This window comes from Methylocystis rosea, from assembly GCF_003855495.1.
In the GTDB taxonomy this organism is placed as follows: Bacteria; Pseudomonadota; Alphaproteobacteria; order Rhizobiales; family Beijerinckiaceae; genus Methylocystis; species Methylocystis rosea_A.
Window position 1 is genome coordinate 247,841 of sequence record NZ_CP034086.1, and the last position, 26,783, is coordinate 274,623.

The window sequence follows — 26,783 nt, forward strand, 5'->3', positions numbered from 1 at the left end:
CGATCGAAGCCGTGCGCTCCAGACGCTTCAATTCATGTTTGAGCCGCTTCAACATTATGAGCGGGAATGGTGTGGCTCGTCTTGTCCCAACTCAGCGGTTCCCCACGCGCTTTATGGCGCCATACGTAAATATAGAGTGCGCGCAACCCCGCGGAGAAATTAATGAGGTTCGAGAAAACGACCCTCGGCGCCGCCATCAACCCTTGACCGAACCCATAGATCGACCTCGTAAAGATCATCCGCTGAACGAGCCGGTTGATGAGCAACAGGATATTGACGAAGAACACCACCCGCAGTGTAGGGTCGAGCATTGCATAGCCGGCGATGCGCCATTCTTCGCTCAATGTTCCAAGGACAAGGATCGCGATAGCGTTGAAAGCCAGGAAATAAGCCACGACGGCGATGATGCCGGACAGGATGCCCTTGCGATCGCGTAGAAAAAAGATTCTCTCGGCCAGCGTGTTTCCCCAGCCGAGCTTTGAGGCTCCCTGGAACCCGATTCCCAGAAGCCAGCGTGCGCGCTGGCGGTAGGCGGCTCGGTAGTCGCTCGGAAAATTTTCTCTCGTCGCGATCGCAAGCGGCTCCGCGATCCGTTGCACCTGATCGGCGCCCCGCGGAATATCGAGCGTATAGGGGGCCTCATTGAGAGCGAACGCGGCTTTCAGGCCAAGCGACTTCATGGCGAAGGCGACGTCGTAGTCCTCCGTCAAAGCGATGGGGTCGAACACCTCGCCCCGACGCCAGGACTTCAGAGCTTCGATCGCTCTCCGGCTGAAGCAGGCGGCGACGCCGGCGCACGGAACTATGCCTGTAAGACGCTGCCGGACAAACAGATCCTTATTATGAAACTCCGCGAACTCATCCATGTAGGTGCCAGCCGTCATTTGAAGGAGCGAGCGCCGAAAGGAATATACGGGGATCTGGATGAAATCGAAGGTGGCGATCAGCGCGCTGAACAACGGAAATTCGAGCGGATGGATGACATCCTCGCTGTCGTGGAGCACATAGCCTTCAAACTTTATGTTTGCGGTTTTCTCAAATTCGCCGATTTGCGCGATGATCGCATTGAGGCAATCGGCTTTCGTCGTCGGTCCGTTATGCGGACCGATCACGAGACGGATATTCTCTGGGAGTTCCGCCGCCGCCCTGAGCACTTCCCGCTGAGTCGCCGCATCATTCGGATAGGCGCCTACAAAAAAAACCGTCGTCGCGGAATGGGCGGCGTTGGTCTTCAACATTTCGTAAATGACAGCCTCTTCGCGCCAGGCCGGCACCATGACCGCGAGGGGGCGTTGCGGCTGTTCACGCAGCGCTTGTTCAGAAAGCTGAGAGCGTTCGGCGCGGATCGTTCCTGAAATTCTCATAACCCAATAGACAATGTCCACGAACACATCGTCGAGGCTATAAAGAATAATTGCGACGCCAAAAACAAAGAACAGTCCCACCAGCGCATCGACATAGGCGACCGTGGCGTCCGTCAGGTCAAACATCCGTCGTCCCTAAGCTCTTCAGCCTCGCGTGTTCGGCAGGTCGAGCGCGCGCCGGACCTCTTGTTGTGCGCCATGCCGCGTTGTGGGCGGCATGGCGAAGCGCTGAAGCGGCCTAGGCCGCCGACAATGCGGGAACTGAGCGCACCAGTCGTGCGCGCATCGCGGCGACAATCCGCTTCGCCGCCTGGCCGTCGCCATAAGGGAAAACCGGGACCGACATGCGTGCGTATAGCGCTGGATCGTCGCACAGCTGAGAGATCGCGCTCGACACCGCGGCGGAGTTTGTGCCGACGACGCGAACCGCTCCGGCGCGAACCGCCTCCGGCCGTTCGGTGGTATTCCTCAGCACGAGGACGGGCTTGCCCAGCGCAGGCGCTTCCTCCTGGAGGCCGCCGCTGTCGGTGACGACGAGCCAGCATCTCTTCAGCGCGGCGACCATATCGGCGTAGCCGATCGCATCCGTAACCACGATGCGCGGATGGCCGCCAAGAATCCGGCGCGCCGGCTCATGAGCGTTCGGATTGGGATGGCTGACGAAAAACACCCCGAGGTCATCATGCCGGTCGACCGCCGCCCTTATGCCCCGTAGCGCGCTTTCAATCGGCGCCCCGAAGCTTTCCCGCCGGTGCGCCGTCGCGAGAATGACTCTCGGCAATTTCGGAAACCCCTTCGGGGCAGGCGATTTGTGCGCCGCCGTCTGCAGCAGGGCGTCAATGCCTGTATTGCCCGTGGCGAGACAGTCGCCAGGAACGACGCCTTCACGCAAGAGATTGTTGAGCGACGTCGAGGTCGGCGCGAAATGCATGGCCGCGGTCAGTCCGGCGATTCGTCTGTTGAGTTCTTCCGGATAGGGATCGTTGAGTTTTCCAGTTCGGAGCCCCGCCTCTACGTGCATGAAGGGCACGTTCTTGTGAAACGCGGCGAGCGAGACGACCGCAACCGACGTCGTGTCGCCCTGGGCGATGACGCAGTCAGGTTGAACTTCGTCGATCACGCGATCCATCTCGGCGATCACCTTGCCGAACAGCTCATTGAGCGAGCCGTTTCGACGTTCGAATTCCATCCGGCGGGAAGGAACCACTCCAAAATCCTTGAGCGCTCCTTCGACGACGTCAGCGTGCTGGCCGGTCGTCACCACATAGGGATAGGCCCAATCCGAACGTTCGAGTTCGGCGATGACAGGACCCATCTTGATAGCTTCGGGCCGCGTCCCCACGATGCATAAACAGCAAAGTTTGGATTTACTTAGCCGAAGTTCGCTTTTCTTGATGCTCGTCAATTCGTTCATCTCAGCTCTTCTCAGCGACGCTAAATTATTTCCCCGTATAATTGAGAAGTTTTGGGCTGTCGAATGAATATTTCGACATATTTAGCGGCCTATAAAAAAAGCTATTCCGACAAAGGAGATGGCTAAACCTAGCACCATCAATATGGTGGCTCCTGTCGCGCCGAAAAAAAGCGAGCCGACGAAGCCGGCGAGGGATATTAATGTAAACAATACGAGGATTAACACCATAAGTTGCATTTCGTCTTTGCTCCTGTGTGTTCGGCGATGTCGGGCGTCTGAATGTAAACTCTTTGCCACGCTTAAGCCTAAGTATAGAATTGGACTTAAGTTTTCTAGCGCGCTATGCAAAACATATGAATGCGCGACGATGCGCAAGCGATTGCCTCTAGAATCCGAGGCGCCCGATGACGGGATTTTGCTTCATTTGCGGTTGTAGGTTAGCAAAAACAAGATGTTTCGTTCCTGATTCGCGTGACGCGCGTTCGAAGATTCTGATGTCGGAATCTCGGCTTTTGCCAACGCAGATGGAGCGCATCGTGCGGCGCGTTTTCCGAAGGCCTTACGCAACAATCCTTTTTTTGGCGCTGGCGCTCGCGCCCACGACGCCCCTCGCTGCTCGTGCTGGAGACAATGACGCCGTCCGCGAGGAGCTGCGGCCAGGCCAGCCCGGCTACCAAGAGCTTGCCCTGGCGTTCGCGCGTCTGGCGAAGGGCGATTACGACGGCGCCCTCAAATACGCGCAGCGCGCACGAAGCCTGGCGCCCGATTACGAGATGCCCGTCCGCCTGCTGGCCGACATTCTAAATAAATCGGGACGAATTGGCGAGGCGGTCGACGTCATCAACGCCTTTGTCGCCAGCCATAAGCATTCGATGGCGCTGATCGCCCTGCGCGGTCATCTGCGCAAACGACTCATGGACGTCGCCGGCGCCGAGGCGGATCTGCGCAGCGCACGAGACAGCGGCGCGTTGACCCAAGAGGAGGCCGCCGCAGTCAATGTCGCGCTCTTCGATCTTGCAATGAGCGCCGCATATAAGGACTTCAACGGGTCTCGGCTGAATGAAGCCATAGAAAATGCGCGAGCGGCGCGCAAATTGGATGAAAAAGCTGAATCTCCCGTCCGACTGATCGCCGAAGCCTATAGCCGGCAGGGGCGGGCTCAAGCGGCTCTCGACGAGCTGAATCGCTATATCTCGCAAAATCAGGCGAGCGGGCGTCTTCTCGCCCAGCGCGGATATTTGCGTCGCGCCATGAAAGACTTGAAAGGCGCAGCGGCGGATTTCGAAGCCGCGCTCGCCGCGCCCGACATTGAGCCAAGCGAAACATTAACATTACGCAATGCGCTCGCAGAAGCCACGAAGGCTGAGCAGGACAGCATTGTGCAAGCCGAACTCGCGCAGGTTTACGCGGCGATCGCGAAACGCGACTACGCTCGTGCGGTGAAGGCGGCGCGCGTCCTTCGCGCCAAATATCCAAACGACGAAGCGCCGCTACTTGCGCTCATGTCGGCGTTGAGCAAATCCCGGCAGGCTGCAGCAGCGGTCAAAGAAGCGGATGCGTTCATCAAGGACAATACGCCGAGTGCGACATTGCTCGCGCAGCGCGGATACAGCCGCCGCGCGGCTGGAGACCTGCCCGGCGCCATTGCGGACTTCCGGGCTGCGCTCGCTCAGCCGGCTCTCGAGCCCGCGCAATCCAAGAGGCTGAAACTGGCGCTTGCGGAGGCGGAACGCGCCAACGAGCCGGGCGGTTCGGCGGTCGGCGCGGAGGCGACGCCCCTGCAGCAAGCGCTCAACAGCGGCTATGACGCGCTAAAAGTGGGGCGGCCGGACGAGGCGGTGCGCGCGGCAAGAGAGGCGCATAGTCTCGATCCCAAAGCGGAGGAGCCTGTTCTTCTCCTCTTGACGGCGCTCCTTCGCCAAGGGCGCAAAGCTGAGGCGCTTGCGGAAGCGAATCGATACCTAGCGTCTGTGCCGCAAAGCCCGGGGGTTCTCGCGCAGCGCGGGTTCATGCGTCGTCAGGCCGGTGATGTGAGCGGCGCCGCCGCAGACTTCGAGCAGGCCTTGAAATACGAACTTCCGGCCGATCAGAAGCTCAATGTCGCGCGGGCGCTCGATGAGGCGCGCTACACGCTCGTCGCCGAAAAGGCCTTCAAGGCTCTGGCCGCTCGCGATTGGGTGAGCGCCTTACGTTATGGCCGGGCGGCCGAGGCTTTCCCCCGAGCCGACGAGGCGGTTTTTCGCGTGACGATCGCCGCCCTCGCAGGGCTTGGCCACATGGACGAGGCGCTACGGGCGTCAAACGCGCTCATTGCACGCGGCAAAGCCACGGGCCAAGCCTATGCGCAAAGGGCGTATCTTCGGAAGACTCTCGGAGACGGCGCCGGCGCATTTGCGGACTTTGTGAAAGCGCTTGATCGGGGTGATTTGCCTCCGGCGCAAAGGGTGGCGGTCGAACTCGAAATCGCCATCGCCAGGTCGTCTGCGTATGAAACACAGGGAGATCTGACGCGCGCGCGCGACGAGCTCGTCAACTTCGCGCATACGCATCCCGGCTACGCCGCCGGATGGTCGACGCTTGGCCAGTTTTATGCGCGTCAAAAGGAATATGCCGCCGCCGTCGCGGCCTTTGAGAATAGCCTCGCGGTCGAGCGCAGCGGCGAAGTGTTGCTGAACGCGGGCTATGCGAGCGTCTATGTCGATCGCTCAAAAGAGTCGCAGTTCTTTCGGGAAGCGCTCGACCGCTGGTCGAGCGATCCCTCACTCAGCGCCCGGCCGCCCCGCGATCGAGATGTGATCAGAACGCAGGTTGTCGAGTCGGATGCGAGCATTCGCACCAATGTGGTGTTCAACAGCATCGCCGATCGTCCAAGACGCTGGGGCGGGCATCAGCTTCAGCCGAGCTTCGAAACGGTCATCCGGTTCGATGGTCGCCACCTGCCGTACATATTTGGCCTCGAGGGTTTGATCGGCGGCTTTTGGTCCCAGGACCAGACGCGCTTCACCGAGAGCTATTCGCGGCTCGGTTTGCGCTTGCGTCCGTTCGACGGCATAAATTTCTCGGTGAGCGCTGAGTGGCAGCACTATTTCACGCGAAACGCACCCTTCAATCAGCTGGCCTTGTCATGGGGCTATGGCTACGGCGGATTCGCGTATTCGAGCGCCCCAAGCGCGGGAGCGGCCGGCGCGATCGAACCGACGGATCTAAGCTATCCCCATGAGACGACATGGCAGCCGCTGACGAGCTTTGCGACCTACGGCACCTACAGGGCTGGCGAGCGCCGGTATCTGCAGAACGCGGTGGGTTTGCTTGGCTATTCCTATTGGGACGCTGACTCGCGCGTCGTGCTCGGAGCGGCTGCAATGGGCATGGCGACATATGATAGCGCGGACACCCGCCGATTTGCCTTTGGGGCAGGTCCGGCGCTTGTCGCGCGCACATGGCTGGGCGGAGACTTCTATCGCGCCTTTGACGGCATCTTGACTGCACAAATTGGCTATTTGTTCCCCTTCGGGGAGAGTCGACGTCAAGGCGGTCTCAACGCGACAATCGGAATTTCCTTTTGAAAGCATGCATGTCCGAGGCGCGCCGCTGACGCCGGGACAACGCGACGGAGCCCCCGCCCAGAACTCGACTTTGCGGCAACATCACTATTTCGAGGTCGCTACGGCGCGAGGAATCGTCACGACGACCGAATGGAAATACGCTGCGGCGTCCTCGGAATAGAACCCGACAAGCCCATTCGAATAGGGCCTCTCTCGGTCAGTGAAGGTGGTCAAGAGAACGCCGTCGACGAATGCCGAAATCGTCGTCGACGTCGGGGTGACGGCCTGAACAATCTTGACGACATATCGATTTCCGATCGGATAAATCGGTCGGTTTCCCGACGCCAAGAAGCGCTGGTCGCCGGGATAAGCAGGATCCGCTTTGCCGAGCTCCCAGCCGTTCGGCTTCGGGATGAAGTAGTAGAAATGGGTTTTGTCGACGTAATCCCACAAAAGCCAGCCCACTTCCCACGGATTTGGCGCACTGTTCCGACGCAACTGCTTCTCTGTGTGCAGCGAGGCCTCGACGCTCAAATTGCCCTTGACGTCGACGGGCCAAGACGGATGCGGTCCACTAATCAGCCCGGCATGCGTTTCGTTCCCAGAGTTTGACTCCTTCGGGCGTATCGCCAGCGCCTGGCCATCGAACAGGCGGGCGACAGCATTAGAGCCATAGCCGTGATAAACGGACTTCCAATTGTGAGCGAGAAGCTCGCCATCTTCGATTCGGGTTTCAGGCGCGTGAGGAACCGCGCTGTCGAAAATCTCCGACAGGATGATGCGTTCCGGCGTTACCGTCACGACAGCGCGATGCGACGTGGACGCCGCGCCTTTCTTGCACTTTATCGTATAAATCGTCGTGCGGGCGGGCCGCACGAGAACATTGCCCGACAGGTCGCGAACGACAAAATTTGGATCGCGCGGGCGGCTCGAACTCGTGCAAACGTCGGCGTTCGTTGCGGAAAACGCAAGGGTCGCCGACTGACCTGGATTGATCATCGTCGGCTTCGCCGACAGCGCTGCAATGGGAGCGTTCCCAGCCGCCTCCGGGCGCTTCGACGCATCCTCGGCCGCGGCGTCGGCCAATGAGATCGACGCCAAGGCGATAGATCTCAGCAAAAAGGCCCATTTCATTTCAAGCCAAGCCACGGATGGCACCCACTAGCAAACGCAACGCTCCGAGACCGCAACTTACTCAACTTTGCCAATCGGCGATGAGGATTCCACAGCTAAGCTTAAGTAAGGGTGAGCGAGCAGGCCATAGGCGTTTTAGCGCATGTGCCTGATGGAAGCGGCTCGATTTCGCTACTCGTTATGTCGCATCAAGCGATCATTTAGCGCGTGAAAATCCTCGCGCGCGCTTTGAGGCTGCGTCAGGAAGCCGCGCGCTCGTCCTGCAGACGGCTTGCCGGGGTCCATTGGTAGACCTCGTAACCGTCCACCACCTTGCCGGCATCGTTGAAGCCTCCGCGCTGCTGCACCGGCTCGATGATCTGCTTCGCGCAGGCGATCGTCCCTGGCAGCGCGTATTTTTGCATATGGCCGGCGATATCGATGACGCGGTCGCTCATTTCCTCCATCGGCGTGTGCTCGTCGTAATAAACGTGCCCGGCGTTGATGCCGCACCGAACGGTGAAATTCGACTTGATCATCTTCACATTGGCGTTGAACGCGTCGAGACCGCTGATCACTTCCTTGGCGGCTTTCAGCGCTGCGTCGATCGAGGGAAAGCAGGCCATGACGCCGTCGGGCGTCCAAGCCGCCTTCAGCGAGCCGTTGCTGCGGAGCTTGCTGTCGACGAGATCCTTGTATTCACGAAAATCGTGCTCGATAAATGTCTTGTCCTCGCCGAGCTTCATCTTGGTCGAGTCGACGACGTCAATGGAAAGAAAGGCAAGGTCGCGGCCCATCGACTCCAACTGACGTTTGGCGTCGCCCATGACCTTGAGCAACTCCGCGCGGCTCTTTGGGTTGCGCGCGTCCATCGTCTTCATTTTTTCCTTGACCGGCGCAAGCACCCGCGCGTCGGCCGGCGCGGAGGACTGCAGCGCCTCGAAGTCACGCTGCAGCGTCGCACGGTAGATCGCGGTCGAGACCTTGCGCCGCAGCGCGTCGACCCACATGCGCCCGAAGAGCAGTCCGCCGACGATAAACCAACGCGCCAGCTCATAGCCCTTGAAGTTGGTCGGGATTACCGACTTGACCCGCCGGATCATCCGCGCGTCGAAGACTTCGACATATTCGATCCAGCGGTATGAACCCGCATGCTTGAAATAAGGCGTGACGAGCGGGAGCAGGACGAGCACAAGCGCGATGAGCAGGGCGACGTTCAGCAGCCCGAGTAAGACTCTAGCCAGCCTCAGCGGGAGCGGGGATCCGGGATTGCGCGAATGATCCATGAGCTTCTTTCAATCCGAGCTGGGGGCGCCGATCGCCGCCGTTATCGCACGCGCAAATTGGTCCGCGCAATTCTGGACCGATCTTCGACGCGCACTCGACGCAAGTGCCGAAGTTCCTTGGCCATTTGCCGCAAGGCGCGCCTGACGCGATTTAAAATTTCGGCGCAGATCTAGGGCGAGCGCCATCCGCTGCGCTTGCGCTGCATCGCTCGGGTCGAGCTCGAGCGCTATCAATTTTGAGTCTCAGGAGAGGAGAGAACGCCCCGAGCCCGGATGCACGCGCGGAGCGTTTTTCTCTAATTGAGGGAGTCCCTTATCGAGGGACTCCCTGGTCGACAGAATCCCTACTTGGATTGGTGAAGATCTTTCGCATGAAGCGAGTCCAAGAGATCATTGCCCTTCAGCGTAGAGACCCGCGCGGCCGTACCGTCTTCGTTGCATTTCCCGCTCGTGTTTTTCGAGCCGGTGCATTGGCGGCTTCCGTCGGCGGGACATTCGAAGACGACGTCGTTTGTGCATCCGACGAGAGAATTGCCTTTGATGCCGTAATTGCAGGTTTGCCCTGCATCGTGCATCCGATCGCACGCAGAGACAACGGCGCCAACCGGCGCCGCAATCGCAGCCGAGACAGTCACAGAAAAAATAAGCGCGAGCGCACATGTTCGGGGAAAGGTCGTCCTCATGGCAAATCTCCAAAATTGCCGTTTTGGCGTTGCCCTCCCTAAGCCCCTTGAAATTGTAGAGCCCAATTCACGGCGAGGAAGATCGCGAGAGAGGTTACTTTTCCGGGCTCTACTCGTTCTTTCCGAGCAGAGCCCTAGCGATCGCTGCGCGCCGGCTTTGACGTCGGCGCTGGGTGGCGGGGTTGACGAGCCCGCGCCGGCCTCGGGTCATCATCAAAACAGTCATATGCGAGCGCGGCCGCGAATGGCCCCGCGCAGCGATCAGTCGCGCGCCATTCCAAATGGCCGCTTGCAACGCCAACTGACCGGCTCATAAACTTGACCGTCAGAGCAGCCACGCCCAAACGCTCGCCGTCTTATCTTTGACGACCGACCACGCGTCCGATGGCAAGAGGATCACTATGGAAAAAAGTCGCATCACGAGCGTGACTTCCGTTGTCGTGATCCTCTTTATCGTCCTCGCCGCCTGCAAGTTCGGGCAGGCGGTCCTTGAGCCCGTGGCCTTTGCCGTCTTCATTATCGCAATTGCTTGGCCCCTGCAGAAGGCCATACAGGCGAGATTGGGGAAGGCCATCGCTTTGAGCGTGACGGTCGCGATGACCGCCGCCGTGATCCTGGCGCTCTTTTCTCTGATCGCTTGGGGCGGGCATGAGGTGCTGGAATGGGTCAGACAGAATCTCGACCGCATCCAGGAAACGGCGACGACATCGACGGCGTGGCTCGAAGAGCACGACATTTTCGTCTTCACGCTCTTTGCGGAACATTTCAACACCGCGTCGCTTATCAGACTCCTTCACATACTTGCCGTGAGAGTGAACACAGTTCTCGCCTTCGCCGTCATCGTGCTCGTCTATGTGATTTTGGGACTAGCGGAAACCGATGCCTTTCAGTCCCGAATTGCAGCGCTGGAAAATCAGGAGACAAGCCGGCGCCTGCTTGAAAGCGGCAGGAAGATCGGCGAAAAATTTCGCACCTATATGTTCGTTCGGACGATCGCCAGCATCGCGACAGGTCTCGCGGTATGGGGATTTGCTCAATTCATGAATCTGGAAATGGCCGGCGCATGGGGCGTGCTGGCCTTTGCGCTAAACTACCTGCCCTACATCGGCTCCTTCATCGTCACGGCGCTTCTGCCGCTTTTCGCCTTCGTTCAGTTCGGAACCTTTGAAGCGCCCTTGCTCGTTTTTTTGGGCGTGTCAGTCATCCAGTTCATCATTGGGAGCTATCTGGAGCCGGTGTTTTCGGGATCGGCTCTCTCGATCTCCCCTCCGATCGTGCTTTTTTCGATTGTTCTGTGGACTTTCCTGTGGGGCGCGCTTGGAGCGTTTCTCGGCGTCCCGCTTTCGATCGCAGCTCTGACGATTTTCGAACAATTCCCGTCGACCCAATGGGTGGCGGAGATTTTGTCGGGCGGGCGGCGCGGGGCTTCGACCCGGCAAACGGCGTGAGCCGCGCGGGCGCTTTGGCGCTTCGCTTGAAAAGTCTCTCGCCCGCCGCGTTGACGCGCGCTGTAGGTTTCGGCCGCGCGCGCCTGAAACGAGATGGCTGCTGCGGCCGAATTCGGATAAGATAAACTGAATTCGCGCTAAGAGGCGTCAGATGCTTTGGCTGATCCGATTCATGGGCTTGCTTTCCCAAGCGATTTTCCTAGAGTTTTTGCATATCTTCGGGTTGATCGTATTTTTGCTCGCCATATTGCTCGGCTATTTCAGGGCTCCGTGGTGGATCGCGCCAATTCTCGCCGTGGCTTGCGGGCTGTTCGCAAACAGGTTCATCGATCTAAACTACCTGACGGATGTATTCCGCAGAGTGGCCTCTGCGAGCGACCGCTGGGCCTTCGTGATCGTCGTCTATTTGGCGATCACGATCGGCGGCTATCTCATCGGACTGCTGGGGCGTCTATTCCTGAGGCGCGTGAGGCGGTCCTAGGATTACGCTTGCGGACCCCGCTGCTTCAACGATGCGAGCGCTTTTTTGCGGGCCGGTCGCTGCTGGCCGGCGCAGGCGTGTCGGGCGCTGCGCTGGGGAGGCGACGCGGCGGCGGGGCGGCCTGTGGCGGCGATTGGACGGGCGCTCCGCCTTGCTCGGTTGCGTCGCCGTCTGGCCGGGCCGGAAGATGCTCGTCGATGCGCTGCGCCATATAGGTAAAGAATGGGTTTGACGACATGCGCAGCAGCGCGTCCAGACTGACGATCAGCGTCCCGCGCTCGCCGCGCGGCGCCAGCGAACCCAAGTGGACGCCAAAGTCCTCTGTTTGATCCGGCGTCAGGCCATAGAGGGAGTCGCTGAGCGGGAAGGGCAATGCGACATGCGAGAGCGAATACACGCCTTTCGGATACTGTAGCCCCAGCGCTTGGGTCCGCTCGGCCGTGGCGCCGGCCTCAACGACGCGTTCGACCGCATCCTCGGTGCCTTCGCCGGCGTTCGTCACAACCGTTAGGCGGTAATCCCTGACGCGAGGCGGCACGATGCGGGAGAGCGCGGACTCCGCGGAGGCGCGCAGCAGCGGACCGAATTTGACGTTGCGATTCAGGTCGAACAGGACGAGTTCGCTGCCGTTCGCCGGCAGATGATCGTAAAGCCCCGAAAGCACGGCGTGGGTGCTGACAGTGAAATCCATGACGGATTGGAACGTCAGGACTGGCGGCAGCGCGGTCAATCGACCCTCTCGACGCGCCAGCGACATCTGCGTTCCAAGCGCATCCGTCAGGCGATAGGATTGGCGCGCCCCATTCACCGGAAAGGAATTATATTTAAATGGATTGAACTCAGGCAGCACGCTGAGCCAAGCCGCCTTGGCGAAGGCGGGCAACATCGCCGGCAGTCCGGCCAGTCCGGCAAAACGCGCGAACCTTGTAATTCCGACCATCGGCGAAATCAGGATCAGACGGTCGACCCGAGCAAGACGCTTATCCTCGATGGCGTCGAGCGTATATTTGACCGCGAGCGATCCGCCGTTCGAGAACCCGACGACATGCAGAGGCGCCGGCTCAGGCGCGCGCCGCCGCGCCTCTCTCACGGCAAGACGCGTCGCGGCCAGCCATGTCTGCCACTCCACGTCGGTCAAAGCCGCGGGAACTGTGCCATGCGCAGGCAGTCTGATCGCAACCACAGCGAAGCCGCGATCACGGTAGCGGGATGCAATATGGCGCAAACTATATGGCGAGTCCGTCAATCCATGCAGGAGAACGACGGCGCCGATCGGCGGTCCTGCGGGTTCGAGCAGATAGGACCGGTTCCAATCCCGGGCAAAATGTCCCGGGTAGACCGGACTGCCCTCGAAGTAGCGATTGAAGGGAACTTGCTCCTCTGGCGTCAACTGCTGGCTGACGTTGGTGCGCAGGGAAGCGAATATTTTCGCCTCCGCCTCGAGATAGGACTCCCAATCGGCGTCGTCGATTTCTGTCTTGCTCAACTCTTGCGGCACGTAAGTGTGCCAGACATCAAGCGGCAGTCCACGCTGAGAGTTGTAAATTCGCACCGCGAAAAACGTAACGACGAAAAGGCTCAGCAACGCCAAAAACCATTTGGCCAATTTCAGCGCCATGCCTAGCATCATTCATCCCCGCTTTCACGATCGCGCCGACTTATACAATCGACTCCGCGCAAAAGCTGCTTGCCCAATCGAGGCTTCCCACACAGACTATAATTTATTTCGACTGGAACCCAGCGGATAAATCGATCGGACTCTCTGGACAGCGCTTGCCGATGAAGCGCGGAGCCGGTCTGATTGGACCTCGACTTGCGAGGTCTGACTGACGCAGAAGTGGAGGCCCGCGAATATGACGCGCGACGTGATTCTCGTGGATCTCGCCTTACAGGGCGGCGGCGCGCATGGCGCCTATACGTGGGGCGTTCTCGACCGTCTGCTGGAGGAGCCCTGGCTCCAGATCGAGGGCATTTCGGGCACGTCCGCTGGAGCTATGAATGCGGCGACGCTCATCAGCGGCCATGTTGAGGGCGGGGCGGACGGCGCGCGCGCGGCGCTCGAACTTTTCTGGCGGCGCGTTTCGCAGGCGGCGCGGCTCAGTCCATTGCAGCGTAATCTTGTCGACGTGTTGATGGGGCGCTGGACGCTGGATGCTTCCCCTTTCTTTGTCGCGACCGATATCATGTCGCGCCTATTTTCGCCCTATGACCTCAATCCGAAGGGCGTCAATCCGCTGCGGGAGATTCTCGCCGAAACCGTCGATTTCGAGCGGCTTGCGCGTGCGCGGATAAAGCTTTTCGTCACCGCGACAAGCGTCTCGAGCGGCCGCGGCCGCGTGTTCACAAACGCGGACGTGACGCCGGACGCGCTTCTGGCCTCGGCGTGCCTGCCAACCATGTTTCAGGCCGTCGAGATTGACGGGGAAGCCTATTGGGACGGCGGCTATTCGGGCAATCCAACGATCACGCCGCTGGTTCGCGAATGTGAATCGATGGACACAATCCTTGTCCAGATCAATCCTATCGAACGCAAGGGCACGCCGCGGTCGGCGACGGAGATACTAAATCGGCTCAACGAAGTGTCGTTCAACTCGGTTTTGCTCAAGGAGCTCCGCATGATCGCCTTGCTGCGCCGCGCCGCCAATCCCGGCGACAGAGAGGGCTCACGCTGGGCTGGCATGCGCATGCATCGGATCTCGAGCGAGATGATGACGGAGCTGAGCGCGTCTTCGAAGCTTATCGCCGAATGGGATTTTCTTTGCATGCTGCGCGACGAGGGACGCCGCTCGGCGCAAGCCTTCCTTGAGCGGCATGAGCGCGACGTCGGCGCACGTTCGACTCTCGACCTTGATGAGTTATTGGAGGAGGTCTGACCCATGGGCTCTGCCGGCGCCGGACCGCGGATCTGTCGTGTGCGCTTTGCAGCGATCTCGCACGGCGAGATGTGCGCAGGGGCGTGCACAAAATCAGCCAAGCGATCATTTCGCCGCCAGGCAGCATCATGCGAGTCGCCTTTTAGAGTGTTGCGCTTACAGGGAAGGGGCCCGATTCGGGCCCCTTTTGTCTGTCCACGATCGTTTCGATCGCCTATTTCTCGACAATCGAAATTCGTCTGTCGCTAACAATTCAGACCATGCGAGCAACCGGCGTTTTTAGCGCCACTGAACACATCGGCGTCGCGCGATTCCGTGCCGCGGATTCCATGTCCGGGTCCATTTAATGCATCTCTTGTTTGCCGGAGCGTGCATGGTGGCTTTCTGCACGAAATGGGAGGCCGACGCGCCATCGACGTTGAGATCCGCCGTCGTCGACAAAACCGCCGAGCCCGAAGGGCTTGACGCAAATAAAACCGAAGCACAAGCAACCGCAAACAAATGCGTTTTCAGGTTCCGGCGCATTGTGGAAACTCCCCTTTTTTTGAGCAACTTGCTTAGCCTTCAAGACTTTTGATACTTGTCGATACAACGGGGAAGTCAAGCTTCCTGTATGCAAACGCACTCTCTCGATCCTCGGCGCCGCCCGCGCGAACAGAGCGGCAAGACGAAGGACGCATGTCTTTTCAGATAATTGGCGCAAGCAACGCTCGATGAGCCGGTGAACTTCGCGGCGCCGCACGCGACCTTCATGTGGCGATTAGACGCGCAATCTTCTCGAGCGCTCTTTGAGAATCAAGCAAGCCGTCGCGTGGTTAACAAAAATGCGGAAGCCGGCAGAGCGCCGTTACGGCTCGAAAAATCCTGTCGCCTTCCTGCTCCGGCTACGAAATAATCATCCATGTTTTAACCAATCAGAACCGCCCCAGCCTAAACATGAATGCATCTCAGATCAGAAGTCGCTATTGGGTCCCACTTGAGGCGAGTCATAAGGCTGCCGCCTGGGACAGGCTCGACGCCGCCTACGGCGATCTCGCGCGCGCCTACCATAGTTGGCGCCATATCAGCGACCTCTTGCAAGCGTTTGACGAACTTGCCGCGCTTGCAGCGCGGCCCGAGCTCATCGCGACAGCTATTTTCTGGCACGACGTCGTCTATCGAACACGCGGCGCAGGCCAAACGCGACGGGCGGATTTTTTAAACGTTCAAGATAGCGCTGAGCTGTTTCAAAGTTATACGCTTATGAATTCAGCTGACGTCGAGGCTGTTCACGAAATGATTATGGCGACGACCAATCACCTCGAAGCCAAGGCCAGCGAAGAGCGTTATCGAGGATTTTCGCGAGATCTGGACCTGTTCGTCGATCTGGACCTCAGTCCGCTTGCCCTGCCATGGGAGCAGTTCGCTGCAAACTTTCAAGACATACGTTTTGAATTCAGCTGGATTCCAAAGGAGGTCTTCAATGCGGGGCAGGCGGCCTTTCTCAGGAATCTTCTGTCGCATGAGGACAAGCTATTCCGGCGGCCGGAGACCATAAAAATGTGGCGGGCGGCGGCGTTGGCCAACATAAGGCGTTGCCTGAACAATCCCTCAATGGGCGCCGTCGGTGCGCCGCAATGTCCGTGACCTGACTCATGCTTTGACAATTGCTCTTGCGGAACAGCCTTTCAGGTTTGCGAGCGAGCGCGGCGGGGCTGACATCATAAAGACATGTCAAAGTGACGCAGCTTGACGACGATCATGATTCTGATCAGGATTGCGGATGTCAAAACAAAAAATTGGGAGGGTGAAATGGATGTCGAGATTTCAGAAGACAGGAAACTGTCGCGCCGCTCATTCATCGTAGCGCTATTTTCTGCAGCCGCTGTGATCCCCGCAGCGACGCTCGCGTCCTCCGATGCGGAGGCGCTGGAGTCAAACGAGCGGCAATTTACGACCTTCCATCACCAGCCGCGTGTGTCACGGCCCCGAAGTTCAACGCGAGGGTCACGCCGTCATAGGCGCGTCGCCCGCGTGCGACGCACTGGTCCCACGCAAACGATTCCCGAAGAGAAAAAATAGTTATTGGAGTAAGACGCGCGTCGCTCCGAGTCGTGAGCGACGCGCGCGACATTGTCGGCCGACTTTGCATGCGCACTGCTGGGCAGGCGCCGACAGCAAAAAAGCCCGTCCTTCTATCGATTTTCGGCGAAGACGCCATAGGCGACGGACAGAACGACCGTCGCCGGCACCGCCAACACCACGCCCATCGTCCCGAACAGCGAGGCGAAGGCAAGCATGCAGAATAGCAGCACGACCGGCGGCACCATAAGTGAACGGCTCTGTAGATAGGGCGTGATCAGATAGCCTTCGATGAAACTCGCGGATCCGATCGCAAGCGCCGCAAGGGCGGCGTTGTCCAGTCCGTGCGGCAACGCGACCAGCACCCCGATAATCATTGCGATGATCGAGCCGAAATAGGGGACGAACGCTAGCGCGCCGCTGATTGTCGCGAGCGCCAGCGGCGCTGGGACGCCAAAGGCCCAGAGAGCCGCCCCTGCGAAGAGCGCGTTCATGGCGACGACATAGAGTTGGATGAAAAGCCACTGCCGCAAGACGGCGCCTGACCGGTCCAAAAACAGCGCCATGTCGGTGCGCCGCGACGCAGGCGTCAAGGCGATTACGCCAGCGGCGTACCTCCCTGGATCGGCGGCAAGATATGCGGCGCCAATGATCGTGAATATCCCATAGGCAAGGCCATTGCCGACAGAACCGAGGAAAGCGCCAAATTGCTGGGCGACCGGGGTCGTCATTTTGGAAAAGTCGACGTGCACCACAAATTTTTCGACGAAACGTCCCCACGGGTGCTCTTCCACCAAGCGCTCGAGCATGGCGATCGCAGCGGGAATGTCGAGAGCGACCTCGTCATATTGACGCACGAGCTGACCGCCGAACAGCATCAACGCCACAACGATGGAAGCGAGCGTGCCAAGCGCGACCAACGCGAGCGACACGCCCTGCGAAAGGCCAAGAAGGCTGGAGACCCGCCCGGCGACGCCACGCCAAGCGAGCGCGATGAGAATCGTCGCGAAAACCGCCGGGAGAAGATCCGTCAGCTGCCAAAGAACGAATACGACGGCCCCGGTCGCCGCCGCGATCATAGCCACCACGGCTGTTCGAGAGGCGAAGTCGTTCTGATCGATGCTCTTGGTCAGAAAATTGATCTTCATCTGGGACCCGCTCTGCTACGACCAAGATATTAATCGACCGCGCGCGTTAGACAAAGAGTTACACTCTTGGTCACGGGCTACGACTCGAGCCGGTTGTGCGAATTTGAAAACCTTAGAGCAATTTTTGATGATCGGAAGGTGACGCAGTTAAGTGCGCGCAAACAGTTGCTTGCTCCCGAAGAGGCGGCTGAAGAAGAGGAATTCGCGCCTCAACAACGCGTTTGCCGCTCTTGCTGAACTTTTTGAGCGGATAGCGCATGCGGCGACCGAAATCGTCGTCATGGCGCGGCGCTCACCTCGAAAATCTAATGACTCTGTTCTTGGCGGCTCTGTTTTTGGCGCGGCGCCGCCTAATGGTTTCCGGCAAGATCATCTGCGGTTCACGCACCAATATTGAGCGGCGTTTCAGCAGCGCCTCGATCATAGGGCGTGAGTTGCCACTATGCGCGTGTATTCCAGCCCCACGCCAATAACTGGCGCAGGATCGGCATGCCAAATAGACTATACGTTTCAAGTGATAAGTGGTGGGCGCACAAGGGCTCGAACCTTGGACCCGCTGATTAAGAGTCAGCTGCTCTACCAACTGAGCTATGCGCCCGTCCGTCGAGCGCCGCGAGCGCGACGCTGCTTCGAACGAGCGGTGCGAATATCAAACCCGCTCGCCGCTGTCCAGCGTTACGCGCGCCCGCCCGCATTTTCTGCGCCGGATTAGGGCGCGTGCGCCGCCGGCCATCCGTGGATCAGACGTGCTTTCGTCACGAGATCAGCCCACGGGCCCTTGTGGGCGTTGCCCGCGGCGGGCGTAGGCGCGGCCTGTTTGCGCGCGCAAACGGCCTTGGCCGCCTCGGTCTTCGGCCCTTGCGTGTAAAAATAAATGACGTGCATCTTGAGCTGCGAGGCCAACTGGTCGACAACCGTGCCTCTTTTCAGCACATTGAAGCCCCAATGCGCGTCGCGCGGCGCGCCCGGCTTGAAGCCGTAGCCGTAATCGCCCTCGCCCTTAATGAGATCGAAGCGGATATAGCAGAGCTCCCCCTGAGGGGCAGGCTGCGCCACCATCTCGCGGGTGACGATCACGTCCTGGTTGTTGTAGCGGACGCTATAATCGACCGGAGCGTGCCAGACGTCGACCTTCTCGAAATGCTCCAGAAGCTCGGATTCGTCCGGATCCGCCGCCTGCGCCGCGGCTGGAGCAAAGCAAAAGGCGCTCGCCGCGAGCGTGGCCGCGCACAGGCGTTTCAGCAAAAACTGGTTTTTCATAGGTCGCCCTTCCAACAAGCGGTTCGCGCGCGCTCCCCTCGAGCTTCGCAGGTAAGGAGCGCCGCGACGGCCCGCAATCCCTGCGACATTCGCCCGCGCCAGGAAACCGCGGGGCGCGCTGTTGGGTCGCGGAGACTCCGCGTCTCCTTGTAAGGCTCTGCTTACGACAAGCGCCGAGAAGTCTTCCCACCGCCGCAAAAGCGCGGTAGCTGTTTCCCAGAAGCAAAGAACGAGTTTGATTATGTCGCGAAGAAAAATCGCTTTGATCGGCGCCGGCAATATCGGCGGAACGCTTGCCCATCTCGCCGGCCTCAAGGAACTAGGCGACATCGTTCTTTTCGACATCGTCGACGGCGTGCCGCAAGGCAAGGCGCTCGACATCGCCCAGTCGTCTCCCGTCGCGGGGTTCGACGCTAAACTCACCGGCGGCTCCGACTATTCGGCGATCGAGGGGGCGGACGTCGTCATCGTTACGGCCGGCGTGCCGCGCCAGCCGGGGATGAGCCGCGACGATCTTCTGTCGGTCAATCTCGGCGTCATCGCCAAGGTCGGCGCGGGCATCAAGCGCTATGCGCCGAACGCCTTTGTCATCTGCATCACCAATCCGCTCGACGTCATGGTGTGGGCGCTGCAGAAGGCGTCCGGCCTGCCGACGCAGCGCATCGTCGGCATGGCGGGCATGCTTGATTCTTCGCGCTTTCGCTATTTCCTGGCCGAGGAGCTCAATGTTTCGGTCGAAGACGTGAGCGCCTTCGTTCTGGGCGGCCATGGCGACGACATGGTGCCGTCCGTGCGCTATTCGACGGTGGCCGGCGTGCCTTTGCCGGATCTCGTGGCCATGGGATGGACCACGCAGGCGCGCATCGACGCGATCGTCGAGCGCACGCGCAAGGGCGGCGGCGAGATCGTCGGGCTTCTCAAGACCGGCTCCGCCTATTATGCGCCGGCGACCGCGGCGATCGCCATGGCCGAGAGCTACCTCAAGGATAAGCGGCGGGTGATGCCCTGCGCCGCCTATCTCACCGGCCAGTATGGCGTGAACGGACTCTATGTCGGCGTTCCCGTGGTCATCGGCGCGAATGGCGTCGAGAGGGTGATGGAGATCAAGCTCGACGCTGCCGAGCGGGCGATGTTTGAAAAATCCGTCGCCTCGGTTCGGACGCTGCTGGAAGCCGCCAAGGCGCTCGACCCGGCTTTCGCCTGACGCTTCTCTGACCGCGCCCGCCGATCCAGGCGGCAACTTGCTTGCGGCGCAAGCTGGGACGGCGACTCCCGGCCCCTGGCGCTTGGGCGCGACCGTAGGAACATTCTTTGCAAGTTAGGGGTTAGACTGTCTGAAGACTGATTCTCACTGAGAGGTTCAGGCTTGCTCCAGTGGACGCGAAGCCATGTTCGACCCTGACGCTTTTGGCTTTATTAAAATACTCGCCATCGCCGGCACGCTTTACTTTGCAGCGCGGGCGGCAATCCTTATCGGCGTCGCGGCGATAAACGCCGTTGCTCTTTTGCCCTGAGTTTTTAACGTCGAGCCTTGATCTATAGGTTTGATACGACAGCGTGGCTCGTACAGCGCAATTCTAAAAAGCTTCGAAAAAACTTCCCCCATGCGTCAGTCTCACCGCGCGCGGGTCTCCACGTCCTGGCCGGCTGAGACATCCTATTTCAAGTGACTGCGTCCGCGGGAGCGGGCGGCTGCTCGAAGGCCGGTCGATGAGCCGAGGAGTGGGGTTGCGCCGCGAGCAGTTGCTTCATCGGGGACCGAGTTCGCATTTTTTTCCGCTGTGGCGGCGTCCGACGGCTCAGCGCCCTGCGGCGGCTCAGGCGCATAGGCGAGCGACTCGTGCCGGGCCGCCGCTCTCGACTTTCTCGTCTCATTCTTGGGCGAGTCGACCAGCCGCGCGATCGCGCTCGTCGCCTTCGCATGGGGGATCCCCGGCCGAATGGGGGGCAGGGGCGCAGACGCGAGCTTTGAACGGCGTGGCGGCGCATCAGCTGCCGGCATTGTGCCCGAACGGCGTTCAGCGCCGTCGGCGTCCTGAAAATCGACCGCGCTTTGCAGTTCGGCTGACCTGTCATGCGCCGTCCGCCCATCCGCGCGGGCGGCGAGCGAGGCCGGACGCTGCGGCGGCAGCGGCGCTCTAACTGTCGGAAGCTTCGCGGCGGGCGGCTCTTGCTCCGGCGCTTCTGCGCCCGGCGCTGATAGGGTCGTCTCGCCACGCGGCAAATCGGACTCCGCCCGCGAAAGCTCTTTCGCGCCGTAGCGATAGGCGTCGGTCGGGGCGGCAGCCGCGCTTTGCTCTTCCATTTCGCCGCTTGTCCCGCGCGTCTGCCGCGGCGCGAGCGAAGCCCATTGCTTGCGGGTGCTGGGCGCCGGCGCGGTGACCTCCGCATCGTCTTCTTCGCCACCCCCAGCGCCGCCGCCAAACAGCATGGCGAAGAAGCCGCCAAACGTGCGGCGAGGCGCAACGACGTAAGCGCCGTCGCCGCGCGCCTCGATCTCGGCGCGCGCCTCTTCATAGCGCGCGAGCGGCTGGCCGTTGGTCGGCAAATGCACAGTCTTGCCGTCGGGGAAGAGCCGCACGAGCTCGTCGTAGTTCATGCGCGGCCAGGCCCGCACATTGCCGACGTCGAGATGGACGAAAGGCGTGCCCGCCGTCGGATAATAGCCGACGCCGCCGCGCTGCATGCGCATGCCGATTTCGCGAATTTGCGACATCGGCATTCCCGGCATGGTGGTGTCCATCGCCTTGCCCAGCATGTGCTGCGAATATTTGGCGACGGCGCGCGACCGGGCGCGCAGCATGGCGTTTGTCTCTGGAGAGCGATAGGCGGAGACGACATGCACGACCTGATCGCCGGCGCCCGCATGGCGATAGGCCTCCCACACGACGTCGAAGAGGCGAGGGTCCATATTGGTCGGCTCGTCGCGACGCCAGTCGCGCAGGAACCAGTTCAACTGCTGAAGGACTTGGGCGTCATATTGCCCGTTGACGAGATACGTCGCCGAAATCGATTCATGCGTATGGGCGTGGTAGAGATGAATGGTTCTTGTGTCGCCATTGGCGACCGCGGTTTCGGTCATCTTTGGCGCGAGCGTCGCCAGACAAAAGACCACAAGGCCTAGAACTGTCGAAAGCGGAGCGGAAATCAGGCGCGCGCTGGAGCGAGGCGTCGTCAATAGCTGCTTCCCGTCCCGCTTGAAGCGCGCCTGAACCGACGTGCCCGTGAAACTAACAAGCCTTCTGGCCGTTCGGCCGGAAAGCGCCTTCGCGCCGATGGCGCGAGGCGGGCGAAAAAATTCGATGCGGAATCCGCAGTTAGACGGCTTTGCCCCTCGGCGTCGTTACCGCCCTGATTCCCCACCAATTTAGAGGCTAGGGCAACATCGTGGCGAAAAATTGCTCGAGCTTCGCCGCACAGTTCACGCAGCAATATTTAGGATGGCTTCGAGAGCCGCCCGTAGAGCTTTGCCCGTCACCGGCTTCCGCAGGAGAGTCTTGTCTCGCAGTTCAAGCGGCAGGTCGCCCGCGCAATGTCCCGTCATCAGCAAAAACGGGATATTTCGCTCGGCCAGCACGGAAGCAATTCTTCCGCTGGTCTCGTCACCAAGTTGGTAATCGAGCAGGGCGCAGTCCAGACGCTCCTCGTCGATGAGCCGCAATGCGGCTTCAACGGAGGGCGTGGGGCCGATGACTTCACAACCGCTGTCGTTCAATTCGCATTCGAGCATCATCGAGATGATCAATTCATCCTCGACAATGAGGACGCGCTTTCCGGTTATCGTTGAACTCGCCATGATCTCCCACGCCGCTATTCGGCCTCTGTTCAAGGGAATTATGAACGTTCCCGAAAACTCGGTCTCGCCCCGTAACTCACTTCGCGTTCAATGAGCGTCAGACCAAAGCCCCTTTCTTTGGTCCGCCGCGCGGGGCCCAACCTCGCGCCACCTGAGCGTCAGCGTCGACGCTCTATCGTCCGGCGCCGCCACCAAAGACCGATCGACCGAAACATGCCCCGGACTGTTCGATAGCGACGGCATTGGTCGGGAGTTCATCCAAGGTCTGCCAACGCTTGCAGTCTTGGGCGGCAGCGTGATCGATGGTCTCGAAAGGCAAGCAGCTGGCTGCCCTCGGAGAAATAGGGCGCGAGCGCCGGCGCACCACCTCTTTCAGACTAACGGCGCCGTAGCTAAAAAAACGCGGAACAACGATTTTTTCCAAAGCGTCGAAAGCTTCGGCGTCACGGAAGAAACTCGTTACATTGATCAAGAGGATCGCGAACAGTCGCGCCGACTCCTGATGGTCACGCTGCAGGAATTCGCCGTAAGCCCGCAGCGAATCGCAATGATTGATCTGCATGCCGCGGTGAACGCGTCGTATGAACGTCCGCTTTTTGCGGCCGCTGAAATCATGCCGCCTTTGCCAAGCACGACATCCGGAATGCCGATCACACAGCTACGCTAGGCCTCAGCCTAGGTTGTCGCCGCTCAGTTCGAGGCCACTGTGCGCACGAGCCGCGGCCCCAGGATGGGCTGCGCTCCGCTGATGAGTTGCAGATAGGCGGGAGACATCGGCGCCCGATCCTCGGCCGCGAAGGCCTCGGACGCCGGCCGGCGCGGCGGCAGCGGCGCGGGCTCAGGTAGCGCATTCGCCTCTTCGCCGCCGCGCGCCAACCCCGTCAACTGTTGACGGTCGGCGACGGCGACATGGATCGGATCGGTCCGGCCGCCTGTGCTCGCAAGGGCGGTGGCGACTGCGGACTGCACCTTCTGCGCGATGTCGCCAAAGGCGGCGAGGCTCCCGCCGGACTGCCCATCGGGCCGTGCGCTGGCGACGCTGGTCGAAGGCGCGCGCTGCTTGCGGCTTGCGATCATGGTCGGGCCGCCCTCGCAATTGCGCATGCCAAGAGCGATCAGCTCCATCCCGGTCAATACGCGATATTCTCGGGTCAGATAGCCAAGACGCGCCTGCACGGCGGTCGGGTAGGAGGCAAACAGCCGGGATGAGACGCCGACGTCGACCTCCCGGTTGATGGCGTTATAGGCCTGATGAAATTTGACCTTTGCATCCGGATAGACGCAGACGTTGGGCAGGCTCAGCGCCAGCGTGCAGGCCGAGCGGCATTCATGCAGCCTGACCTCGCGATTCTCGCGGCGATATCGTTCGGTGAGCGCTTCATAATCGCTGACCAGGCCGCCGACGTCCTTGTAGACGACGACCGGCGCCGGCATGGGGGGCGGCGACAAATAGCCCAAGACGCACCTCTACTCTACGCATTGCGGCTTCGCTTCAGCGAACATTCACCATGTCGCGGTGAACATCGCCTTAAAGGAGCGACATCAGCCTCGAATGCCGACGCGAAGCCCTGGCGCGGGCCTTTCTTGCAGAACATTGCGGCGAAAATGGAATAGAGCCGCCGGGCGCCCGCCTGTCTTTAAGGACATTTCCCCCGTCGGCTCGACAATGGCCGTTGATTCCACCAGACGGCGGAAGTTCTGCTTATGCAGATGTCGGCCAGCGATAGCTTCTACTGTCCGCTGCAGCTCGGTCAGCGTGAACTCGGACGCCATCAACTCGAAGATCACCGGACGATATTTCATTTTGGCGCGCAGTCTGCCCATGGCTGTGGCGAGAATGCGGCGGTGGTCATGGCGCATCGGAGTGCCGAGCGGCGTCAGCGGCGCCCGTTTTTCCGCCGATTCGCGACCATCGCGCAGCGCCTCCTCGAGAAGCCCGGCCTCGTAAAGAAGCTCGTAGCGCTCAAGGACGTTCTCCTCATTGAATGCGCGTCCCTTGCCGCCGAAGAGAAGATTGACCCGCACCCGGCGCGAGACGCCCGAGGAGGAGACGGCGTCCGGCGCCTCGGCCACCCAGTCCGTCAATCCCGGCGCGATCGTTTCCTCGAGCACCACGGGCGGACCTTTGCGCCAATCCTCCCAGGGAAAGAAATCATGCCAGCTCCGCCAGACGCTTGCGCGCCGATCGGCGTCGTCGCGGATGCGCGTCAACGCCAAATAGCCGACCGAGACGACGTGCGGATCGCGGTCGCCGGCGCGGGCGTGGCGTCCGCGATCGCCGAATGTATAGAGCTGCTCGACATAGCCCAGCGGCGCGCCGGTCTGCTCGGCGACCCATTCGCGCAGGCCGATTTCGAAGGTGCGATGGCGGATCGGATCGAAAGGTCCGGAGGGAAGGGCGGCGATGCTGGCCGGCCCGTCCGCGCGCGTCGTCAGGATCAAGGGCTCGTCGTCTCGAACGGCGACGATTGCGGCGGTCAGGCCGATTTCGACGGGCGGGGAAAGGGGCGCGAGCTCTTCGGCGGCTCGGCTAGGCGTCGGCGAATTCCAGGGCGAAGGGCGCTCCCTCATAGCAGTCGGTCCCGCGTCCGATCGCGGCGATCGCGGCGGACATTCGCCCGTTCCGCCCGAGCCTTTCGTCGGCGAGCGCGACCATCCGTCTGTTCGGGGTCGCGGTCGGCGAGACGCGGCGCAGTTCGCGCGCGATCTCCATTTCGCTGCGACGCGGCGCTAAAGCACAGGCCGCGACAAAGGCCGCTGCGGGCGATCGGCTCACCCCAGCGTAACAGTGTATGACGAGCGGCGCGGAGCGGTCCCATTCCTCAAGGAAAGCAAGCAGCCGATTGATATGTTCCTCGCCCGGGAGGATGTGTCCCCCCCGCGGCGCGTCGATGTCGGAGACAGCGATGCGCAAATGGCGCTCGCGGGAGATTTCGCAAGGCCGAACAAGCGACGCCCCGGCGGTAAGAATGGTGACAAGCGAGCGTGCGCCGCTATCGCGCACCGTGTCGACCACCTTAGTCAGGGAACAGACGTACAGGCGCCCATTCGGCATTTCTCTCCCCGACGTTCTTCTTCAACTTTCGTCGACCGCCCGAAACCGAGCGAGAAAACGCGCCTGCGTCTCCTCGATGGGAGCCGGGGCGAGTTCGTCAATGAAGGGCTGCGGCGGGATCGCCGGGCGGCCGAAGATGCGCTCGGCTTCGCCCCGTGTAAAGCCCGCAAGCTGCACGGCCTCAAAAAAAGCGGCGGCGCGATCGGCCTCTTTGCACAGGCGCCGCAGTGCGGGAGCGGGCGTCGGCGGCAGAGAGAAACGCAGGAGAATCGCGCCCAATATGCGGTGCTCGACGCTTTTGTATGCGTCGCCGATCGCCGCCTTGAAGGGGGAGATCATATCGCCGATCACATATTCCGGGGCGTCATGCAGCAACATGTAAAGCCGCTCGGTTCGGCCGATCGCGGGGTCGAGCGCGCTTGCGACTTTTTCCACGAGCATGCTGTGTTGCGCGACCGAAAAAATATGCGCGCCGATCGTCTGACCGTTCCATCGCGCGACGCGCGCGAGCCCATGCGCGATATCTTCGATCTCCACGTCGAGCGGCGAAGGGTCGAGCAGATCGAGCCGGCGTCCGGACAACATGCGCTGCCAAGCGCGGGGCGCTTCGCCGGGCGTCGGCCGCCCGCGATTTTTTGCTGGAGGGGAGCGCATCGCGTCAGCCGCCCTCGCCGCCTGCGTGGCGATGGCAGCCCGTCAGATGATCGTCCACCATGCCGACCGCCTGCATGAAAGCGTAGACGATCGTCGGTCCGCAGAATTTGAAGCCGCGCGCCTTGAGATCTTTGGAGAGGCGTTCGGAAAGCGGGGTTTGCGTCGGCACGTCGCTCATGCGCGTCCAGTGATTGACGATTGGTCGTCCGTCCACGAAACCCCACAGATAATCCGAAAAGCCGGTCGTCGCCTGAATCTCCAGCCACGCCTGCGCCGAGAGCACGGCGCCTTCGATTTTTGCGCGGTTGCGCACGATAGCATCATTGCCCATCAGCGCCGCGACGCGGTTCTGATCAAATCTCGCGATCTTTGCTGGATCGAAGCCGTCGAAGGCGGCGCGAAACGCCTCACGTTTGCGCAGAATGGTGATCCACGAGAGGCCAGCCTGAAAGCCGTCGAGCGTCAGCTTTTCGAAGAGCGCCCGGCCGTCCCGCTCGGGCCTCCCCCACTCGTTGTCGTGATAGTCGAGGTAAAGCGGATCGACGCCGGGCCACGGACAACGTTTCAGCCCGTCGAGATGGGACACGACCGCGAGTTCGCGC

The 26,783-nt window shown here is 60.8% G+C and carries 22 protein-coding genes and 1 tRNA gene; 7 read left to right on the forward strand and 16 right to left on the reverse strand.

All coding sequences use genetic code 11. The features are described 5' to 3' along the window. Positions 1-32: 32 nt before the first annotated feature. Positions 33-1,490 (reverse strand): glycosyl transferase family protein, encoded by a 1,458-nt coding sequence (locus EHO51_RS01090; protein ID WP_124737339.1) that lies wholly within the window; start codon positions 1,488-1,490, stop codon positions 33-35. Between the two features lie 112 nt (positions 1,491-1,602). Further along, entirely contained in the window at positions 1,603-2,679 is a 1,077-nt protein-coding gene (gene wecB, locus EHO51_RS01095; protein WP_245434690.1) for a non-hydrolyzing UDP-N-acetylglucosamine 2-epimerase, read from the reverse strand. Positions 2,680-3,182: 503 nt separating this feature from the next. Between wecB and EHO51_RS01100 the strand changes: the two genes are divergently transcribed. Further along, a complete protein-coding gene (locus EHO51_RS01100; RefSeq protein ID WP_245434691.1) occupies positions 3,183-6,344 on the forward strand; it encodes a bacteriophage N4 adsorption protein A in 3,162 nt (1,053 codons plus the stop codon). 84 nt (positions 6,345-6,428) lie between these two features. Here EHO51_RS01100 and EHO51_RS01105 read toward each other — a convergent pair whose 3' ends face one another. Then, complete coding sequence (locus EHO51_RS01105; RefSeq protein ID WP_245434692.1) at positions 6,429-7,409, reverse strand: hypothetical protein; 981 nt, start codon at positions 7,407-7,409, stop codon at positions 6,429-6,431. Positions 7,410-7,696: 287 nt separating this feature from the next. Then, a complete protein-coding gene (locus tag EHO51_RS01110) occupies positions 7,697-8,722 on the reverse strand; it encodes an adenylate/guanylate cyclase domain-containing protein (RefSeq protein ID WP_124737341.1) in 1,026 nt (341 codons plus the stop codon). A gap of 1,084 nt (positions 8,723-9,806) precedes the next feature. On the opposite strand from EHO51_RS01110, the gene EHO51_RS01115 reads away from it, so the two are divergent. Next, positions 9,807-10,853 (forward strand): AI-2E family transporter, encoded by a 1,047-nt coding sequence (locus EHO51_RS01115; RefSeq protein WP_124737342.1) that lies wholly within the window; start codon positions 9,807-9,809, stop codon positions 10,851-10,853. A 151-nt stretch (positions 10,854-11,004) separates the two neighbouring features. Beyond that, positions 11,005-11,334, forward strand: a complete 330-nt coding sequence (locus tag EHO51_RS01120; RefSeq protein WP_124737343.1) for a hypothetical protein — start codon at positions 11,005-11,007, stop codon at positions 11,332-11,334. A gap of 25 nt (positions 11,335-11,359) precedes the next feature. Here the strand turns inward: EHO51_RS01120 and EHO51_RS01125 are convergent, their stop codons facing one another. Beyond that, positions 11,360-12,961 (reverse strand): alpha/beta hydrolase, encoded by a 1,602-nt coding sequence (locus EHO51_RS01125; protein ID WP_245434916.1) that lies wholly within the window; start codon positions 12,959-12,961, stop codon positions 11,360-11,362. 226 nt (positions 12,962-13,187) lie between these two features. Here EHO51_RS01125 and EHO51_RS01130 point away from each other — a divergent pair, with 226 nt between their 5' ends. Further along, complete coding sequence (locus tag EHO51_RS01130; RefSeq protein ID WP_124737345.1) at positions 13,188-14,207, forward strand: patatin-like phospholipase family protein; 1,020 nt, start codon at positions 13,188-13,190, stop codon at positions 14,205-14,207. A gap of 1,074 nt (positions 14,208-15,281) precedes the next feature. Beyond that, positions 15,282-15,833, forward strand: a complete 552-nt coding sequence (locus tag EHO51_RS01135) for an HD domain-containing protein (RefSeq protein WP_245434693.1) — start codon at positions 15,282-15,284, stop codon at positions 15,831-15,833. A 548-nt stretch (positions 15,834-16,381) separates the two neighbouring features. Here the strand turns inward: EHO51_RS01135 and EHO51_RS01140 are convergent. The 3 genes from EHO51_RS01140 to EHO51_RS01150 form a co-directional block, all read right to left on the reverse strand. Next, positions 16,382-17,416, reverse strand: coding sequence for an AI-2E family transporter (locus EHO51_RS01140; protein ID WP_124737347.1), 1,035 nt, complete (start codon positions 17,414-17,416; stop codon positions 16,382-16,384). A gap of 522 nt (positions 17,417-17,938) precedes the next feature. Then, positions 17,939-18,014: transfer RNA gene (locus EHO51_RS01145), tRNA-Lys, on the reverse strand. A 110-nt stretch (positions 18,015-18,124) separates the two neighbouring features. Then, positions 18,125-18,676 carry a hypothetical protein gene (locus EHO51_RS01150; protein ID WP_124737348.1) on the reverse strand — a complete coding sequence of 184 codons (552 nt, stop codon included), beginning with the start codon at positions 18,674-18,676 and terminating at the stop codon, positions 18,125-18,127. Between the two features lie 241 nt (positions 18,677-18,917). On the opposite strand from EHO51_RS01150, the gene mdh reads away from it, so the two are divergent. Together mdh and EHO51_RS21180 are read left to right on the forward strand one after the other, a co-directional pair. Continuing rightward, positions 18,918-19,880, forward strand: a complete 963-nt coding sequence (mdh, locus tag EHO51_RS01155; protein WP_026222759.1) for a malate dehydrogenase — start codon at positions 18,918-18,920, stop codon at positions 19,878-19,880. Positions 19,881-20,064: 184 nt separating this feature from the next. After that, positions 20,065-20,190: a hypothetical protein gene (locus tag EHO51_RS21180; RefSeq protein WP_281024502.1), complete on the forward strand. Its 126-nt coding sequence runs from the start codon at positions 20,065-20,067 to the stop codon at positions 20,188-20,190. 143 nt (positions 20,191-20,333) lie between these two features. On the opposite strand, the gene EHO51_RS01160 is transcribed toward EHO51_RS21180, so the two are convergent. The 8 genes from EHO51_RS01160 to EHO51_RS01195 all read right to left on the reverse strand — a co-directional run bounded on the left by EHO51_RS01160 (position 20,334) and on the right by EHO51_RS01195 (position 26,767). Next, a complete protein-coding gene (locus tag EHO51_RS01160; RefSeq protein ID WP_245434694.1) occupies positions 20,334-21,758 on the reverse strand; it encodes a DUF882 domain-containing protein in 1,425 nt (474 codons plus the stop codon). 339 nt (positions 21,759-22,097) lie between these two features. Continuing rightward, positions 22,098-22,421: a response regulator gene (locus EHO51_RS01165; protein WP_164479317.1), complete on the reverse strand. Its 324-nt coding sequence runs from the start codon at positions 22,419-22,421 to the stop codon at positions 22,098-22,100. Positions 22,422-22,644: 223 nt separating this feature from the next. Next, positions 22,645-23,034 carry a hypothetical protein gene (locus EHO51_RS01170; RefSeq protein ID WP_164479318.1) on the reverse strand — a complete coding sequence of 130 codons (390 nt, stop codon included), beginning with the start codon at positions 23,032-23,034 and terminating at the stop codon, positions 22,645-22,647. A gap of 128 nt (positions 23,035-23,162) precedes the next feature. Continuing rightward, positions 23,163-23,930: a hypothetical protein gene (locus EHO51_RS01175; protein ID WP_164479319.1), complete on the reverse strand. Its 768-nt coding sequence runs from the start codon at positions 23,928-23,930 to the stop codon at positions 23,163-23,165. Between the two features lie 84 nt (positions 23,931-24,014). Then, positions 24,015-25,043, reverse strand: coding sequence for an NUDIX hydrolase (locus EHO51_RS01180; RefSeq protein ID WP_029648146.1), 1,029 nt, complete (start codon positions 25,041-25,043; stop codon positions 24,015-24,017). Continuing rightward, entirely contained in the window at positions 25,003-25,527 is a 525-nt protein-coding gene (locus EHO51_RS01185) for a tyrosine phosphatase family protein (protein ID WP_124737352.1), read from the reverse strand. Before EHO51_RS01185 ends, EHO51_RS01180 begins: the two co-directional genes overlap by 41 nt. Positions 25,528-25,548: 21 nt before the next feature. Continuing rightward, complete coding sequence (locus EHO51_RS01190; RefSeq protein ID WP_124737353.1) at positions 25,549-26,181, reverse strand: HD domain-containing protein; 633 nt, start codon at positions 26,179-26,181, stop codon at positions 25,549-25,551. A gap of 4 nt (positions 26,182-26,185) precedes the next feature. Continuing rightward, on the reverse strand, positions 26,186-26,767 hold the full coding sequence (locus tag EHO51_RS01195) for a DNA-3-methyladenine glycosylase I (protein WP_245434695.1): 582 nt from the start codon (positions 26,765-26,767) through the stop codon (positions 26,186-26,188). Positions 26,768-26,783: the final 16 nt, after the last annotated feature.

Excerpts from the sequence above, each read along its gene's own strand:
- EHO51_RS01115 (WP_124737342.1), top strand. The coding sequence starts at position 9,807 with ATGGAAAAAAGTCGCATCACGAGCGTGACTTCCGTTGTCGTGATCCTC.
- EHO51_RS01185 (WP_124737352.1), bottom strand. The coding sequence starts at position 25,527 with ATGCCGAATGGGCGCCTGTACGTCTGTTCCCTGACTAAGGTGGTCGAC.
- EHO51_RS01100 (WP_245434691.1), top strand. The coding sequence starts at position 3,183 with ATGACGGGATTTTGCTTCATTTGCGGTTGTAGGTTAGCAAAAACAAGA.
- EHO51_RS01120 (WP_124737343.1), top strand. The coding sequence starts at position 11,005 with ATGCTTTGGCTGATCCGATTCATGGGCTTGCTTTCCCAAGCGATTTTC.
- EHO51_RS01160 (WP_245434694.1), bottom strand. The coding sequence starts at position 21,758 with ATGACCGAAACCGCGGTCGCCAATGGCGACACAAGAACCATTCATCTC.
- EHO51_RS01180 (WP_029648146.1), bottom strand. The coding sequence starts at position 25,043 with ATGAGGGAGCGCCCTTCGCCCTGGAATTCGCCGACGCCTAGCCGAGCC.
- EHO51_RS01125 (WP_245434916.1), bottom strand. The coding sequence starts at position 12,961 with ATGCTAGGCATGGCGCTGAAATTGGCCAAATGGTTTTTGGCGTTGCTG.
- EHO51_RS01090 (WP_124737339.1), bottom strand. The coding sequence starts at position 1,490 with ATGTTTGACCTGACGGACGCCACGGTCGCCTATGTCGATGCGCTGGTG.
- EHO51_RS01110 (WP_124737341.1), bottom strand. The coding sequence starts at position 8,722 with ATGGATCATTCGCGCAATCCCGGATCCCCGCTCCCGCTGAGGCTGGCT.
- wecB (WP_245434690.1), bottom strand. The coding sequence starts at position 2,679 with ATGGGTCCTGTCATCGCCGAACTCGAACGTTCGGATTGGGCCTATCCC.
- EHO51_RS01150 (WP_124737348.1), bottom strand. The coding sequence starts at position 18,676 with ATGAAAAACCAGTTTTTGCTGAAACGCCTGTGCGCGGCCACGCTCGCG.
- EHO51_RS01190 (WP_124737353.1), bottom strand. The coding sequence starts at position 26,181 with ATGCGCTCCCCTCCAGCAAAAAATCGCGGGCGGCCGACGCCCGGCGAA.
- mdh (WP_026222759.1), top strand. The coding sequence starts at position 18,918 with ATGTCGCGAAGAAAAATCGCTTTGATCGGCGCCGGCAATATCGGCGGA.
- EHO51_RS01170 (WP_164479318.1), bottom strand. The coding sequence starts at position 23,034 with ATGCAGATCAATCATTGCGATTCGCTGCGGGCTTACGGCGAATTCCTG.
- EHO51_RS01130 (WP_124737345.1), top strand. The coding sequence starts at position 13,188 with ATGACGCGCGACGTGATTCTCGTGGATCTCGCCTTACAGGGCGGCGGC.
- EHO51_RS21180 (WP_281024502.1), top strand. The coding sequence starts at position 20,065 with ATGTTCGACCCTGACGCTTTTGGCTTTATTAAAATACTCGCCATCGCC.
- EHO51_RS01140 (WP_124737347.1), bottom strand. The coding sequence starts at position 17,416 with ATGAAGATCAATTTTCTGACCAAGAGCATCGATCAGAACGACTTCGCC.